General features: G+C 59.7%; 12 protein-coding genes and 5 tRNA genes. 3 read left to right on the top strand and 14 right to left on the bottom strand.

Annotated features, from left to right (window positions below):
* Positions 1 to 146 precede the first annotated feature (146 nt).
* The 3 genes from ABIE13_RS05385 to ABIE13_RS05395 are packed head-to-tail and all read right to left on the bottom strand — an operon-like array spanning position 147 to position 3,523.
* The gene (locus tag ABIE13_RS05385; RefSeq protein ID WP_354441830.1) at positions 147 to 1,109 is read right to left on the bottom strand and encodes a tripartite tricarboxylate transporter substrate binding protein; all 963 of its coding nucleotides are present in this window, start codon (positions 1,107 to 1,109) and stop codon (positions 147 to 149) included.
* A gap of 42 nt (positions 1,110 to 1,151) precedes the next feature.
* Positions 1,152 to 2,360 (bottom strand): CaiB/BaiF CoA transferase family protein, encoded by a 1,209-nt coding sequence (locus ABIE13_RS05390; protein ID WP_354441831.1) that lies wholly within the window; start codon positions 2,358 to 2,360, stop codon positions 1,152 to 1,154.
* A complete protein-coding gene (locus tag ABIE13_RS05395; protein WP_354441833.1) occupies positions 2,357 to 3,523 on the bottom strand; it encodes an acyl-CoA dehydrogenase family protein in 1,167 nt (388 codons plus the stop codon). Before ABIE13_RS05395 ends, ABIE13_RS05390 begins: the two co-directional genes overlap by 4 nt.
* Before the next feature lie 99 nt (positions 3,524 to 3,622).
* Between ABIE13_RS05395 and ABIE13_RS05400 the strand changes: the two genes are divergently transcribed.
* Positions 3,623 to 4,447 (top strand): IclR family transcriptional regulator, encoded by an 825-nt coding sequence (locus ABIE13_RS05400; protein ID WP_354441834.1) that lies wholly within the window; start codon positions 3,623 to 3,625, stop codon positions 4,445 to 4,447.
* Between the two features lie 129 nt (positions 4,448 to 4,576).
* Here the strand turns inward: ABIE13_RS05400 and ABIE13_RS05405 are convergent.
* The 11 genes from ABIE13_RS05405 to folC all read right to left on the bottom strand — a co-directional run bounded on the left by ABIE13_RS05405 (position 4,577) and on the right by folC (position 12,456).
* Positions 4,577 to 4,653 (bottom strand) — tRNA-Asp (locus ABIE13_RS05405).
* Positions 4,654 to 4,702: 49 nt separating this feature from the next.
* A tRNA-Glu gene (locus ABIE13_RS05410) sits at positions 4,703 to 4,778 on the bottom strand.
* A gap of 82 nt (positions 4,779 to 4,860) precedes the next feature.
* Positions 4,861 to 4,937: transfer RNA gene (locus tag ABIE13_RS05415), tRNA-Asp, on the bottom strand.
* A gap of 49 nt (positions 4,938 to 4,986) precedes the next feature.
* Positions 4,987 to 5,062, bottom strand: a tRNA-Glu gene (locus ABIE13_RS05420).
* Positions 5,063 to 5,092: 30 nt separating this feature from the next.
* Positions 5,093 to 5,168: transfer RNA gene (locus ABIE13_RS05425), tRNA-Ala, on the bottom strand.
* A gap of 34 nt (positions 5,169 to 5,202) precedes the next feature.
* Positions 5,203 to 6,615 (bottom strand): glutamate--tRNA ligase, encoded by a 1,413-nt coding sequence (gene gltX / locus ABIE13_RS05430; RefSeq protein WP_354441835.1) that lies wholly within the window; start codon positions 6,613 to 6,615, stop codon positions 5,203 to 5,205.
* A 49-nt stretch (positions 6,616 to 6,664) separates the two neighbouring features.
* Positions 6,665 to 7,903, bottom strand: coding sequence for an O-succinylhomoserine sulfhydrylase (locus tag ABIE13_RS05435; protein ID WP_354441837.1), 1,239 nt, complete (start codon positions 7,901 to 7,903; stop codon positions 6,665 to 6,667).
* 25 nt (positions 7,904 to 7,928) lie between these two features.
* The gene (gene purF / locus ABIE13_RS05440) at positions 7,929 to 9,437 is read right to left on the bottom strand and encodes an amidophosphoribosyltransferase (protein ID WP_354441839.1); all 1,509 of its coding nucleotides are present in this window, start codon (positions 9,435 to 9,437) and stop codon (positions 7,929 to 7,931) included.
* Between the two features lie 275 nt (positions 9,438 to 9,712).
* Positions 9,713 to 10,201, bottom strand: coding sequence for a CvpA family protein (locus tag ABIE13_RS05445; RefSeq protein ID WP_354441841.1), 489 nt, complete (start codon positions 10,199 to 10,201; stop codon positions 9,713 to 9,715).
* Positions 10,198 to 11,163, bottom strand: a complete 966-nt coding sequence (locus tag ABIE13_RS05450) for an SPOR domain-containing protein (RefSeq protein WP_354441842.1) — start codon at positions 11,161 to 11,163, stop codon at positions 10,198 to 10,200. The genes ABIE13_RS05445 and ABIE13_RS05450 overlap by 4 nt, the downstream gene beginning before the upstream one ends.
* A gap of 3 nt (positions 11,164 to 11,166) precedes the next feature.
* A complete protein-coding gene (gene folC / locus ABIE13_RS05455; RefSeq protein ID WP_354441844.1) occupies positions 11,167 to 12,456 on the bottom strand; it encodes a bifunctional tetrahydrofolate synthase/dihydrofolate synthase in 1,290 nt (429 codons plus the stop codon).
* Positions 12,457 to 12,495: 39 nt separating this feature from the next.
* On the opposite strand from folC, the gene ABIE13_RS05460 reads away from it, so the two are divergent.
* On the top strand, positions 12,496 to 12,864 hold the full coding sequence (locus ABIE13_RS05460) for an ArsC family reductase (RefSeq protein WP_354441845.1): 369 nt from the start codon (positions 12,496 to 12,498) through the stop codon (positions 12,862 to 12,864).
* A 24-nt stretch (positions 12,865 to 12,888) separates the two neighbouring features.
* Positions 12,889 to 14,334 carry a cardiolipin synthase gene (gene cls, locus ABIE13_RS05465; RefSeq protein WP_354441847.1) on the top strand — a complete coding sequence of 482 codons (1,446 nt, stop codon included), beginning with the start codon at positions 12,889 to 12,891 and terminating at the stop codon, positions 14,332 to 14,334.
* Positions 14,335 to 14,372 lie beyond the last annotated feature (38 nt).

A 14,372-nucleotide genomic window follows, 5' to 3' on the forward strand; every position in this document is an offset into this window, starting at 1 on the left:
GTAAAAGGGCCTTGATGGGGCTCTTATTTTTTGCCTGTCCGCAGCGGTATAAATGAGAACGAAGTCCTGCAGTGCCAGCGAACCGGTCATGGTGGAGATTCAAAGGCCGCGGGGAGATGCGGGGCTCGCAATGAACACTGCGCTGCTTAGTTCAGCTCAATTTTGGCGCCCTGGTTGACAAGGTTTTGCAACCGGGTCGCTTCTTGGCTCAGGAATTGCCCAAAGGCCTCTGACGAGGTGATTCCAATACTCGCTCCGGTTTTCACCATCTGCGCCTTTACCTCTTCGTCTTGCAAGGCGAGTTGCATGTCGGCATTGATCTTGGCGACAACGGCGTCTGGCGTTCCTGCGGGCGCTAGCATGCCGAACCAAGAGCCCGCGACAAAATCGACACCCAGTTCCTTGAATGTCGGGATCTCCGGCGCGTCGGGATGCCGCTGCGGTGCCGCAATGGCCACGGCGCCTACATAGCCCCTCTTAACGTGCGAATACGACGACATGCCATCGAACATGGCATCCACTACACCCGCGGTCAGATCGACCATGGCCGGGCCTTGGCCTTTGTAGGGGACGTGCGTGTAGTTAGCGCCGGTCAGCTTGGAGAAGAACTCGGCCGCGATGTGCGGGCTGGAGCCCAAACCGGATGAACTGATCGAGAGCCCACCAGACTGCGTCTTGGAATCCGCGATCAGCTCTTTCAGCGACTTTTTCTTCAAGCGGTTGGTCACCATCAGGACGTTGTATCCGGTAGCCACTCGTGCCACAGGGCGAAATGCGTCGCTGGCATATGGCAGGTTCTTGCGCAGCACCGAATTGGCCGTGAATCCATAGGAGGTGAATAACAAGGTGTAGCCATCGGCTGGGGCCTTGCTAACTACTTGCGTGCCAATGATGGTTCCACCGCCGGCGCGGTTCTCTATCACGACAGCCTGTCCCCAAATTTTGGACAACTTGAGACCCAACACCCTTGCCAGGTGGTCGGTGGCCCCGCTGGCCGCGAAAGGAACCACGAAGGTCACCGTGCGCTTGGGAAAGGTTTCTTGAGCTTGCAGGCAAGTGGTAGAGAGTACCGCAGCGGCGGCGACACAGAGGGCTTTGGCGATAGTCATGGTGTTCCTTGGGTGAGTAATAGAGATTGCGAGATTCTTTTCCTAGATCACACCCGCTTCGCGTAATCCCTGCAGGTCCTGCTCAGCCAGTCCAAGCTCGCCATACACCTCTACGTTGTGTTGACCAGTGTCAGGCCCGACGGAAAGGCGCCCCAACTCGCGTCCCACGAACCGCGGAACGGGTGCCGGCGCAGGTATGGCGCCCAAGTGCGGGTCAACCAGGTCTATGAACGCGCCGCGCGACAGCATTTGCGGGTCGCGGAGACTGTCCTCGATCGAATACACCTTGCTGTGCGGTACATCGTTGCGGTCGAGCAGAACCTCAAGTTCCGCAAACGGCAAACCTTTGCACCAGGCTGCGATGAGTGCATCCAGATCCTCCAGGTGCTGCATGCGTTGTTCGTTGGTGGCGAAGCGCGGATCCGCGGCCAGCTCGGCACAGCCCATGGCGCGACAAATGCGGGCGAACATCAAATCACCGGTACCGACGAGCGTGCACCAGATGCCATCCGCCGTTTGGTACACGTTCGACGGCGATGTGTAGGTTGCGCGCGACCCTGCTCGCTCCCGGACGACGCCACCGATCCGGTACTCGGCAGCGAGCGGATCGAGCAGGCGCATCATGGCCTCGGTGGCGGACAGGTCTATCTCGACACCCACGCGCTTAGCAGGAATTTGGGCGTTGCACTCCGCCAATGCGGCGCAGATGGAGAAAGCGCCGAACAGCCCCGCGGTGACATCTCCCAAGGGGTAGTTCATGTGCTGCGGTGGGCCACCAGGCTCGCCGGTCAAATGAGTGAAGCCGCTCATGGCCTCGAAGATTCGTGCAAACCCTGGTCGGCGAGCGTAGGGGCCGGTCTGTCCGAAACCCGTGAGCCGCAACACGATGAGCCCCGGATTGTGGGCATGCAAGGTTTCAATACCGAGGCCCCATTGGTCCATCGTGCCGGTGCGAAAATTCTCCACCAGCACGTCAAAGCCACCGATCAACTTCAGAAACAGCTCGCGCCCTTCAGGTTTTCGAACGTCCAGTGAGATGCCTTTCTTTCCCCGGTTGGTGGTTTTCCAGAAAAGGGCGTGTCCTTCATGCACAGGCGCCAGGCTTCGAAGGGGGTCATTGCCCATCGGAAGCTCAAGCTTCACGACTTCGGCGCCCATGTCCCCGCACAGCGTGGCAGCGAACGGCGCGGCAATGACTGTTGCCATGTCCAGGATTCGAACGCCCTTCAACGGGTAGCCCGCAGCGTTCATGGGCGCACCTGTGGGAGCTCGCGCAGCGTGAGCTTCGCGATGTTGAGCTGGTGGACCTGGCTGGTGCCTTCGTACAACCGGAACAGCCGAACGTCGCGGTAGTAGCGCTCGATGGAACTGAAATCGGCGATATAGCCCGAGCCACCAAACATCTGCACGCAGCGGTCGGCCACGCGGCCGCACATCTCGGAGGCAAAGTACTTGCACATGGACGCAGTGAGCGCCACGTCCTCGCCTCGGTCCCGGCTGCGGGCCGCTTCCAGGATCATGGATCGCGCTGCGAAGATTTCTGTTCGGCAGTCCGCGATCATGGCCTGCACCAGCTGAAAATTCGCCACGGGTTGTCCGAATTGGCTGCGAGCACGCGTATGGCTCAAGGCGAGATCCAGCATGCGGATGGCCGGGCCGGTGCACAGGGCGGCCAGGTGCAGACGTTGCTTGTTCAACACCTTCATGACCGTTTGGAAGCCAACGCCCTCGCGCTCGCCAATGATGTGGGCCGCGGGTACGCGGCAATTCTCCATGATCACATCAGACACCGGAGAGCCCGCCTGGCCCATCTTGCGGTAAGGCTCCCCGGTACGGAGGCCGGCAGTGCCGCGCTCCACCACAAAGGCGGTGAGGCCGGTACTGCCGCGCGAGCCCTCTTCGGTGCGCGCGATCACAGTAAAGACATCTGCTAGCGGCGCATTGGTAATGAAGCGCTTGATGCCGTTGAGCACATAGTCATCGCCATCTCGGCGGGCCGTGGTCTGGATGTTGGTGGCGTCGGAGCCCGCATCGGGCTCGGTGAGAGCCAGGCACGCCGTGAGTTCCCCTGTTGCCATTCGAGGAAGCCAACGAGCCTTTTGAGCCTCCGTACCGTCAGCCACGAGCGCCTCTGACCCTATGCCTGTGTTGGTTCCTACGCGGGCGCGCAACGCCACCGAAGCTTGCGACAACTCCATCGCACACAGCACGAGTTCTTCTGCAGTCAGACCGAGGCCACCATAGGCCTCCGGAATGCTCCAGCCAAAGTAGCCCTCCCGACGAAGCCGTTCAACGACCTCGTTGGGAATGGAGGAAGTGCGATCAACTTCGTCTTCCAGCGGATGCCAGCACTCGCGCACAAAGAGGCGTATCTCGTCAATCAGGTTTTCCAAGCGTGCGGGGTTTCGAATCATGTGCGCACTCTATTCGGCACCTCTTAAATTACTCGAACAAAGTTTCAACTATTGGAACGACGTTTTGCCCGTACCACTGCACTGGGTTCAGAATGGCGCATGCCAAAACACCGAGCCCTGCACCAGATCAAATCCCAGGCGGACCTGCAAAAGGTGCGCGACGACGACCCCTACTTTTCGGGCACGCTGGCGAAGGGGCTCATGATCTTGCAGTGCTTTGTGCAAGATCCACGCGCACACGCCAACAGCGAGCTGTCGGAACGCCTGGGTCTGCCGCGGCCCACGGTCAGTCGCCTCTGCCGGAGTCTGCAAACGCTGGGCTTTCTGGACCATGACGACCGCCTGGACCGCTACTTCATCGGTCCCGCCGCCTTGACATTGGGTTACCCCTATGTCGTCAACATGCCTTTCATCACGCAACTGAGGCCCGCCATGCAGTCCATGGCAGACCGCTTCGAGGGCGCGGTATCCGTCGGCGTGGCGATGGACCTCGACGTCGTCTACGTAGAGTCCTGCGCGTATGCGCGTGGAACTCTGATGCGCCCCGCCGTCGGCGCCATGCGGGGAATCGTGGAGACGGCGATGGGACGCAGTTGGTTGTCGCAGCACACGGCAACGCAACGTACCGAGTTTCTCGCGCGCGCGAAGCAGGCGCGACCAGATGAATTCAATCGTTCCTCCGAAGGTCTCAAGGACAGTGTCTCTCAATATGCCAAGCGAGGTTTTGCGATCAACCTTGGAGATGCAGGCATGGGGATACTGGCGGCGGGCGTTGCGTCAAAAATTCATTATGGCCCGAGGAACTTGCTGTTCAACTGCGCCGTGCCGGGATACCGAGCGAATAAGACGGATGTCTTGAAGACCATCGGGCCAGCGCTGGTGCAACTTGTGAATATGGCGAACCGCCAAGTCAACCAAAGGTAAATGCGTGCCCATGGGATGACGGCTCGAGTTGGCTCCTGCGCATCAACAAAAGTCGTCGTCCAAGTGTTCTAACGCCGCAGCCAAAGAAAAACGGGTTGCGGCATTTCTGCTGCAACCCGTTAATTTTATTGGCGGAGCGGACGGGGCTCGAACCCGCGACCCCCGGCGTGACAGGCCGGTATTCTAACCAACTGAACTACCACTCCGCGTTGGTAGCCGCTTTGTGACTCTTTCGAGTCCAAGTGCAGCCAAACTTGGCGACCCTACGGGGATTCGAACCCCGGTACTCACCGTGAAAGGGTGATGTCCTAGGCCTCTAGACGATAGGGTCATCAATCAAAAAAACACTCTTAGCCCAATTTCTTGGGATAAGAAATGCCCTGCTGCTATTTTAAGCAACAGGGCATGTAAGTTGGCGGAGCGGACGGGACTCGAACCCGCGACCCCCGGCGTGACAGGCCGGTATTCTAACCAACTGAACTACCGCTCCGCGCTGTTAGCTGCCATACAACTCTTGCGAGTTAAATTGCTGCCAAACTTGGCGACCCTACGGGGATTCGAACCCCGGTACTCACCGTGAAAGGGTGATGTCCTAGGCCTCTAGACGATAGGGTCAAAACCTTGGAACTAACCAATCGACACTTATGGTGGAGGTAAGCGGGATCGAACCGCTGACCTCTTGCATGCCATGCAAGCGCTCTCCCAGCTGAGCTATACCCCCGTCCGGTGTCGAGCCTCGAAGTATACGACGAAAATTAGCCCTTACGCAAATTGCCTAAAACTTTTTTGGAATCTTGCAGTGCCAGCACAGCATCGACTGACGGCGTCTGCGGCGTGCCCATGGTGAGGACACGCACTGGCATAGCCAACTGCGGCATTTTCATGCTGTGCGTGGTCAGCGTCTGCTTGATGGCAGCGGCTATGGAAGCTTTGTCCCAGGTGGGGGCTTTTTCCAGAAGATCGGCCAGCGTGGACAGTGCAGGCTTGATAGCCTCGGTGACATGTGTGGCCAGATCTTCCTGACTGGGCTGCACTTCTGTGTAAAAGGCCTTGGCCCAGTTGGCCAGAGCGACGGTGGTTTCGCAGCGGTCTTTGAACAGGCCGCAGATAGCAGGCAAGCGTTCGTCCGCAGTAATACCTTGCTGCTGCAGATGTGCAGCAACCAAGCCCGCCAGAGCGGCATCGTCCATGGCTTTCAGGTGTTGGGCATTGACCCAGCGAAGCTTGGCTTCGTCAAATTGCGCAGCGCTCCTGCCCAGATGGTCGAGGTTGAACCAATCCAGAAACTGCTGACGGCTGAAGATTTCGTCGTCGCCGTGGCTCCACCCCAGGCGCGCCAGGTAGTTCACCATGGCATCTGCCAGGAAGCCTTCATCACGGTATTGAGTCACAGGCTTGGCGCCATTGCGCTTGCTCATTTTTTCGCCCTGCTCATTCAGCACGGTGGGCAAATGCGCATAGATCGGAACTTCATGGCCTAGTGCCTGGAAGATATTGATCTGTCTTGGGGTGTTATTGACGTGGTCGTCGCCGCGAATCACATGGGTGATACGCATGTCGATGTCGTCCACCACGACGCAAAAATTGTAGGTGGGCGTTCCGTCAGGGCGCGCAATGACCAGGTCGTCCAATTCAGCATTGGCGATCTCGATGCGGCCTTTGACCTTGTCTTCCCAGGCCACCACGCCATCCAGCGGGTTGCGAAAGCGCAGCACCGGCTTGACGCCTTCCGGCACCGGCGGCAAGGTCTTGCCAGGTTCAGGGCGCCAAGTGCCGTCATATCGGGGCTTTTGCTTGGCAGCCATCTGGCGCTCGCGCAGGGCATCCAGCTCCGCCACGCTCGTATAGCACGGGTAGACATGGCCGGCGGCCTGTAATTGGGCCAACACTTCCTTGTAGCGATCAATGCGCTGCATCTGGTAGAACGGGCCTTCGTCATGGTCCAGCCCGAGCCAGGCCATGCCCTCGACGATGACATCAACCGCCGCCTGAGTCGAACGTTCCAGATCCGTATCTTCAATGCGAAGAATGAAATCACCACCCTGCGAACGCGCAAATGCCCACGGATACAAGGCCGAGCGAATATTGCCCAAATGAATGAAACCCGTTGGCGATGGGGCGAAACGAGTACGAACGCGTTGGGCGGTGGAAGACTGGTTATCTGACATGTTCAATTATTTGGGTCGCCTGAGCAACTGGCGATCACGGTAGGGTTTCTCAGACGATGGAGGTGCAGCTATCGAGTCCGCGCAGGAGATCGGTCTGAATGTCGGGGACGTGTTCCAGGCCCACAGCAAGCCGGATCAGACCCTGCACGACGCCTGCAGCCTGACGCTGCTCTTCCGTCAGGCGACCATGCGATGTACTTGCGGGATGGCTGATCAGGGTTTTGACGTCGCCCAGGTTGGTGGCGATGCTGCAGACACGCGCGCTGTCAATGACGTGAAATGCGCGCGCGCGCGTTTGCTCTGGCGAATCGCCGCGCACACTGAACGCAATGACGGCCCCGCCGGTTCCGGACTGTTGCGCCATCGCCAGCGCATGCTGAGGGTGCGAAGGCAGGCCAGGGTAGAAGACGCGCTCGATGGCGGGATGGGTCTCCAGCCATCGAGCGATCTGCAGGGCATTAGCGCTTTGCGCCTTGACGCGAAGCGATAAGGTTTCAAGCCCCTTGGTGACCACCCAGGCGTTGAACGGTGAAAGCACCATGCCTGCGGACCTGATCAAGGGCGCAAATATTTGATCGACATATTTGCTCGCCCCACAGATCGCGCCGGCCATCACGCGGCCTTGACCATCCAGGAATTTGGTGCCGGAATGGATCACCAGATCAGCGCCCAGGGAAATCGGGCGCTGTAGCACCGGGGTGGCAAAACAGTTGTCCACGGCCAGCACTGCACCCGCCTCATGAGCGATGGCCGCCAAGGCGGCGATGTCACACACTTCCGTCAAGGGGTTGGTCGGCGTTTCTGCAAAGAGAAGACGGGTGTTGGGCTTGACGGCTGCCTGCCAGGCGGCTGCATCAGTTTGCGAAACAAACGAGGTTTCCACACCGAACTTGGCGAAATCGGTGCCAAACATCTTGATGGTTGAACCAAACATCGATTGCGAACAAACCACGTGGTCGCCGGCCTTGAGCAAGCCCATACCCATCAGGAGGATGGCTGACATGCCGCTGGCAGTGGCAACGGCGCTCTCAGCGCCTTCAAGTGCGGCCAATCGGCGCTCGAAAGCGGTGACCGAAGGGTTGCCCGTACGCGTGTAGGTGTAGCCCTCTTCCTGGCTGGCAAACCGGCGCGCCGAGGTTTCGGAATCAGGCTGCACAAAACAGCTGGTGACGTACATGGCCTCTGAGTGCTCGCCATATTGGCTTCGAGGCACGGTCACACGCACCGCCAGAGTATCCGGGTGCAGGCCCTCGGGTAGATCAGGAGAGGGTTTGGGAACGGAGTTCATCGAATGGGACTTCCAGAGGCTTTTTTCAGGCCGAGGTGGCATTGGGCAGGGAAAGGCGGGACGTGTCCTCCTCGCCCTCTTGCTGCGGAGTCACTCGTTTTTCGTTCAAACGGGCGATGTCGCCATCTGTGATGTCGCCGGTCACATAGATGCCGTCAAAGCATGAGGAGTCGAAGCCGGCGATATTCGAGTTGAGCGAACCCACAGCCGACTTCATGGCCTCGACGTCCTGATAGATCAAGGCGTCCGCACCGATGAGTTGCCGCACTTCTTCCTGTGTACGCCCATGGGCCACCAACTCTTCCTTGGTAGGCATATCGATGCCGTAAACGTTGGGAAAGCGAACCGGTGGCGCTGCACTGGCCAGGTAAACCTTGAGTGCGCCAGCCTCGCGTGCCATTTGCACAATCTCTCTGGAGGTGGTGCCTCGGACGATGGAATCGTCTACCAGGAGAACGTTGCGGCCTTCAAATTCGCTGGAAATGGCGTTGAGCTTCTGGCGCACGGAGCGCGCACGAACCGACTGTCCGGGCATGATGAACGTGCGACCCACATAGCGATTCTTCACGAATCCTTCACGGTAGGGCTTGCCCAGAAGATGTGCCAGTTCGGTGGCGCTGGGGCGGCTGGACTCCGGGATGGGAATCACTACATCGATCTCGTTGGGCGGCACCATGGATATGACGCGCTTGGCCAGAGTCTGACCCAGGTTCAGACGGGCCTGGTAGACAGAGATACCGTCGAGTACGGAGTCCGGGCGAGCCAGGTAGACGAATTCGAAGATGCAGGGCGACAACTGCGTGTGACCAGCCGACTTTTGTGAATGCAGCGAGCCATCGAGCGTGACAAACACAGCTTCACCAGGAGCGACGTCGCGCTCGAAGACATAGCCAGTTCCTTCAAGGGCAACCGATTCGCTGGCCACCATGAAGCTTCCGTCGCTGCTGCGTCCAATGCACAAGGGGCGAATGCCATAGGGGTCACGGAACGCGAGCAGGCCATGACCCGCGATATGCGCAATCACTGCGTAGGATCCGCGAACCCTGCGGTGGACTCCGGCCACGGCTGTGAAGACCTCAGCTGCGCTCAAGCGGGTGCCGCGTGTAGCTTTTTCAAGTTCGTGGGCCAGCACATTCAATAGCACCTCAGAATCGCTGTCGGTGTTGGTGTGCCTGTGGTCCGTATTGAAAAGCTCGGCTTTCTGCGCATGGGCATTGGTCAAATTGCCGTTATGCACCATCACGATGCCGAAGGGCGCATTCACGTAGAACGGCTGCGCCTCTTCCTCGCTCGCGGCATTGCCCGCGGTGGGGTAGCGCACCTGCCCCAACCCCGAGTTGCCAGGAAGCGCTCGCATGTTGCGGGTACGAAATACGTCACGCACCATGCCTTTGGCCTTGTGCATGAAGAACTTGCGCTCATGCTGTGTGACGATGCCTGCGGCATCTTGTCCGCGATGCTGCAACAGCAACAAGGCGTCGTAAATAAGCTGATTGACTGGTGCGTTGCTGACAACGCCGACGATGCCGCACATGATGGGTGCTGCTCCTAGGGTGAAAAAGTCGAAGTTCCGATTGTCAGGCCGAAGCCGTATTCAAGCGGTCGTGTTCTTTAAAAAATGGCGCTTCGCAAAGGTTATTTCAAGCTCGCGGGCAAGCTGCATGGCATGGCCTGCAAGCGCATGCGGCAGTCAGCCAGCATCCTTCCAGAGACGAAAAACCTGAACCAAAGCCTGACCGACCAGCTTTTTGCGGTCCGAAACCCGGCACACAGCCCTGGATTTTCCCCGCAGCGAGCCAATGCCAGCGTTCATGTCTGGAAATATTTTCCGACCGGTTCCGGCAGCATGGGGTGCAGCGCTGTCAGCGCGTCACCCAGCCATTGGGCGCTGATGGACTCCTTCCACCAAACGGCATCCCGCGCCGGGCTCATGCCTATGACTGCCGCCCCCACTAACAGCAGCACCAGGCCCCGAGCGGCACCGAAGACGGCACCAAACACCCGATCCACCGGGCGCATGCCCAGCGCCGAAGCGCCGCGCCGCGCTGCCCAGGCGATCATTCCGCCCAGAAAAGCGGCGAATATGAACACAAGCGCAAAGCCGGCAGCATAGCGAACACCTTCTGAGGAATCACCCATGGGTAGCCATTCTCCAACCACCGGAGCCGCCCAGCGCGCCGCAAAAAAGGCGAATACCCAGCTTCCTAGTGCCAGCACCTCATACAGAAAGCCACGCCAGGCGCCCAGAAGCAGTGAGGCCACTGCCACCGTGAGGCAAATCCAGTCTACGCCGCTCAAAGCGAAAGAATGGAAGCCGGCAAGCCGGATTTTTTGATCGCCGCAGCGGCTTTGTCAGCTTCTTCGCGGTTGGCATAGGGCCCGACCCTGACGCGGATTCGCTTGCCCTGGGGCGTATCAACTTCCTGCGTGTAAGTCTTGACACCCGCGCGTTCGGCCTTGCTGCGGGCCTCGCGTGCGGAGTTGGCATCTGCAAATGCACCGACCTGAACGATGAAACGTCCGCCTGCAGGTGCAACCGCAGGCTTGGCCTCAGGTTTGGCAGCTGCCCTTTCAGGACTGCGACCCTCTAGCAACGCGCGGGCGCGGGCAGCCTCGTCCGAGCGAACCCGCGATTCGGCTGTATTGCGTTCCGCGCTTTCGCGGGAAGGCGCTTCACTGGCACGAGCGGGAGCAGGAGTGGGAGCTGGCTTGCGTTCAGCGGGCTTTTCAGCCGGTTTCTCTGCTGGCTTCTCTGCTGGCTTCTCTGTTGGCTTTTCCGCGGGTTTGTCTGCGGGCTTTTCCACCGGCTTCACGGCCGGCTTGTCCGCCGGCTTATCCGCAGGTTTTTCTGACGCAGGCTCGGCGGGCCGCTCAACGCGAGGCGGCACAAGCGCAGGTTGTTGACGCGGTGCGCTGCTTTCTGCCACCACTTCCTCGCGTGCGTCCAGGCTGGATGAAGCCGTGACCTGACCGCCGTGCGCAGGGGTAGATGGTGTCCCGAGAGGCGCTACACGGTCGCGGTCTGGAATCGTGATGGGGACATCCATCGCCACGGGGCGAGGCTGGGTATCGAACAGTATGGGAAAGGTGATGACGGCAATGCCAACCAGCACAGCCGCGCCTATGAGCCGGTAACGAGCCCGACGCCGCAGGGTCTCCACGGTCTCCGTTGGTGCAGCCCCCGCTTTGGAGGGCCTGCGCCCTGTAGGTGGGAGGGAATCAGTGGGCTGCCCACGCAGCCGGAACTTGAAAAACGCCATGTATTAGTCGCCAGCTCGGCCAGCATGAAGGCGGGGCACGCCGTGCCTCAGCACATCTCCCACCGTGAAGAACGAACCGAATACGACGATTCTATCAGCGGGGGTGGCTGCCGCCGCCGCGGCCTCCAATGCACTCTGTGGATCTGTGTAAACACTGGCATCCACGTCTTTGCGGCGCGTGGCCCGTTGCCAGGCCTCCTGCAGCGCGGCACCTGTGGCCGCGCGAGGAGTCGGCAGGTCTGTAAAGTACCAGCGGTCAACCAGGGGATCCATGCGCGCAAGCATGGGCGCAAGGTCTTTGTCTGCCATTGCACCGAATACCGCGTGCGTCGTAGGCGCAAAGCCCATGGCATCCAGGTTAAGGGCCAGCGCCGCCACGGAGTGCGGGTTGTGGGCAACATCCAGCACCAAGGTGGGCTGGCCCGGAACCACTTGAAAACGCCCCGGCAATTGCACCAGAGCCAGTCCGCTGCGCACGGCCTGGGCGGTCACCGGCAACCGCGAACGCATGGCTTCAAGTGCCGCCAGCACCCCAGACGCGTTGATAAGCTGATTGGCACCCCGCAGAGCCGGGTAAGCCAGCCCGGCGTAACGCCGTCCACGCCCGGCCCAGCCCCATTGCTGAGGATCTCCGTTGTAATTGAAATCCCGGCCCAAGAGCCAGGTATCCGCGCCGATCTCGCGGGCGCGGTCGATCACACTTTGTGGAGGAACCGGGTCGCTGATGATGGCAGGCCGGCCGGTACGCAAAATGCCTGCCTTTTCAAAGCCAATCTTCTCGCGGGTATCGCCCAACAATTCAGCGTGGTCGATGTCGATGCTGGTGATGATGGCGCAATCGGTATCGATAATGTTCACTGCATCCAGGCGTCCGCCCAGACCGACCTCCAGGATCACAGCGTCAAGCCCGGCGTTGGCCAAGGCATGGAGAATCGCCAACGTTGTGAATTCAAAGTAACTAAGGGTAATGTCCCCTCGGGCCGACTCCACTTGTTCAAAAGAGCCGATCAGCTTTTCAGCCTTGATGGGCTCGCCGTGCAGGCGGCAACGCTCTTCGAAATGAACCAGGTGCGGAGATGTAAAGACGCCGGTTCGCCAGCCCGCGCGCTCGAGCACGGATTCAAGCATGGCGCAGGTGGACCCCTTGCCGTTGGTGCCCGCCACGGTAAATACAGGGCAGGAGAAGCCAAGCGCCATTCGCTCGGCCACGGCGCGCACCCTGTCCAGGCCCATGTCTATGGCCTTGGGATGCAGCTGCTCAGCATGTGCGAGCCAGTCTTCTAGAGTATTCATATAAGGGGATTTTCGCCGACGCATGGCATCATCGCCGCCATGACCGCTTCCTTGACCCTTTTCGGCATCCCTAATTGCGACACCGTGAAAAAATCACGCTCATGGTTGACCGCCCACGGCATCGACTATCACTTCCACGATTTCAAGAAGGAAGGGGTCCCCCCTGCCCACTTGGAACGGTGGATTCAAGCCGTTGGATGGGAGAAGGTTCTCAACCGACAGGGCACGACCTGGCGCCGGCTTGATCCTGCGGCGCAAGCTGCTGTCGTGGACGGTCAAAGTGCCGCCGCCCTGATGCTGGAGCAACCCAGTGTCATCAAACGCCCAGTCGTTGAATGGTCGAACACGCCAGGCGACGTCACTGTGGGTTTCAATGCCGATCTGTGGCAAGACCGGCTTAAACCCTGATATTTTCACTCCAGGAAATTGAGCATGTCCGAATGGGCAATCGTTGATAAAACCTGGTCGTACTGGCTCGGATGGGCCTGGACCATCTCCAGCCTGGTACTGACAACCTGGATCGTCATGCAACGCCGTGCGCCGGTTTCTACCCTTGCATGGATCATCACGCTCAACCTCCTGCCTGTCATTGGGTTGGCGGTCTACGCGTACTTCGGCCCTCAGCGAGTCAAGCGGCAACGCCTCAAGCGCTGGCACAAGCGCGCCGCCTTGATGTCGCAGGAGGACTTAAAAACCCTGCTCAAAGACCGCCCAGAGCCGCCCTTATGGGCAACCCAGCATTCAGAGTTGATTGAGCGCAGTTGCGGGCTTCAGCTGGCGAGTTGCGAGGAGGTCACGCTACTGCCCAGCGGCGGGGCGACCCTGGACACGCTTTTGAAAGAGATTGCTGCAGCGCGCAAGCACATCCACCTTGAATACTACATATTCGAGCCGGACACGACGGGCCTGGCTGTCCTGAACGCCCTGGTCGACAAGGCGAAAGAAGGCGTGCGGGTGCGCCTTTTGGTAGATGCCATTGGGTCGCCTGTGCTGTGCTCTCGCAAAGGTCAGCGATTTCTGGCCGACTATCTGGACGCAGGGGGGAAGTTCTCCGTCTTCCATCCCCGCAAGCTTGACCTGCTGCGGCCGCTGGTCAACCTTCGCACCCACCGCAAGATCGCCATCATCGATGGCCGCGTAGGTCTGCTGGGCGGGATCAACATCACGGACGAGGAAAATGAGCGCGTGCGTCCCAAGGAAGCCTACCGTGACACACACCTCCTCCTAAGGGGCGGAGCCGTCAGGTGGCTGCAGTACTTGTTTCTGCAAGATTGGGGTTATGCAGGAGGTGGCCAGGTCACCGACGAGGACATGCTGCCCGACTACGCACCTGGGCCGGTGCCGGTGCAGATCGTCGCCTCTGGGCCGGACAACGACAGCGAGGCCATCCACCGAGCCATGATCGATGCCATTCACATGGCTCGGGAGAGAATCTGGCTTGCCACCCCTTACTTTGTGCCCACGGAATCAGCACTGATGGCGCTCACCAATGCCGCGTTGCGTGGAGTTTCTGTCAAGTTGATGGTGCCTGAGAAAAGTGATTCCCGCGTGGTGACGGCCGCCGCACGCTCGTATTTTGAGGAACTGCAGAATGCAGGTGCCCTGGTGTTCGAGTACACCGGACGCATGTTCCACGCCAAAACGCTTTTGATCGACCAGCACTACGGTATGGTGGGCTCAGCCAACTTCGACAATCGAAGTTTCAGACTCAACTTTGAAGTGGCTGCCGTAGTTTTCAGTGGCACTTTCAACGAGCAACTGGCAGCGATGTTTGAACGCGATCTTTCGGAATGCAAACGAGTGCACGCCAACCGCCGTTCGCCAGCACCCCAACGCCTCTTCGAGGCCGTAGCCAGGCTGGCCTCCCCCTTGCTTTAGCCAAGAACGTGCTGACTCCCACTTGAGCAGACGCGCCA

The organism is Ottowia thiooxydans, from assembly GCF_040548795.1.
Taxonomy (GTDB): domain Bacteria; phylum Pseudomonadota; class Gammaproteobacteria; order Burkholderiales; family Burkholderiaceae_C; genus Ottowia; species Ottowia thiooxydans_A.

Excerpts from the sequence above, each read along its gene's own strand:
- ABIE13_RS05435 (WP_354441837.1), bottom strand. The coding sequence starts at position 7,903 with ATGAACTCCGTTCCCAAACCCTCTCCTGATCTACCCGAGGGCCTGCAC.
- ABIE13_RS05390 (WP_354441831.1), bottom strand. The coding sequence starts at position 2,360 with ATGAACGCTGCGGGCTACCCGTTGAAGGGCGTTCGAATCCTGGACATG.
- gltX (WP_354441835.1), bottom strand. The coding sequence starts at position 6,615 with ATGTCAGATAACCAGTCTTCCACCGCCCAACGCGTTCGTACTCGTTTC.
- ABIE13_RS05460 (WP_354441845.1), top strand. The coding sequence starts at position 12,496 with ATGACCGCTTCCTTGACCCTTTTCGGCATCCCTAATTGCGACACCGTG.
- ABIE13_RS05385 (WP_354441830.1), bottom strand. The coding sequence starts at position 1,109 with ATGACTATCGCCAAAGCCCTCTGTGTCGCCGCCGCTGCGGTACTCTCT.
- folC (WP_354441844.1), bottom strand. The coding sequence starts at position 12,456 with ATGAATACTCTAGAAGACTGGCTCGCACATGCTGAGCAGCTGCATCCC.
- cls (WP_354441847.1), top strand. The coding sequence starts at position 12,889 with ATGTCCGAATGGGCAATCGTTGATAAAACCTGGTCGTACTGGCTCGGA.
- purF (WP_354441839.1), bottom strand. The coding sequence starts at position 9,437 with ATGTGCGGCATCGTCGGCGTTGTCAGCAACGCACCAGTCAATCAGCTT.
- ABIE13_RS05400 (WP_354441834.1), top strand. The coding sequence starts at position 3,623 with ATGCCAAAACACCGAGCCCTGCACCAGATCAAATCCCAGGCGGACCTG.
- ABIE13_RS05395 (WP_354441833.1), bottom strand. The coding sequence starts at position 3,523 with ATGATTCGAAACCCCGCACGCTTGGAAAACCTGATTGACGAGATACGC.
- ABIE13_RS05450 (WP_354441842.1), bottom strand. The coding sequence starts at position 11,163 with ATGGCGTTTTTCAAGTTCCGGCTGCGTGGGCAGCCCACTGATTCCCTC.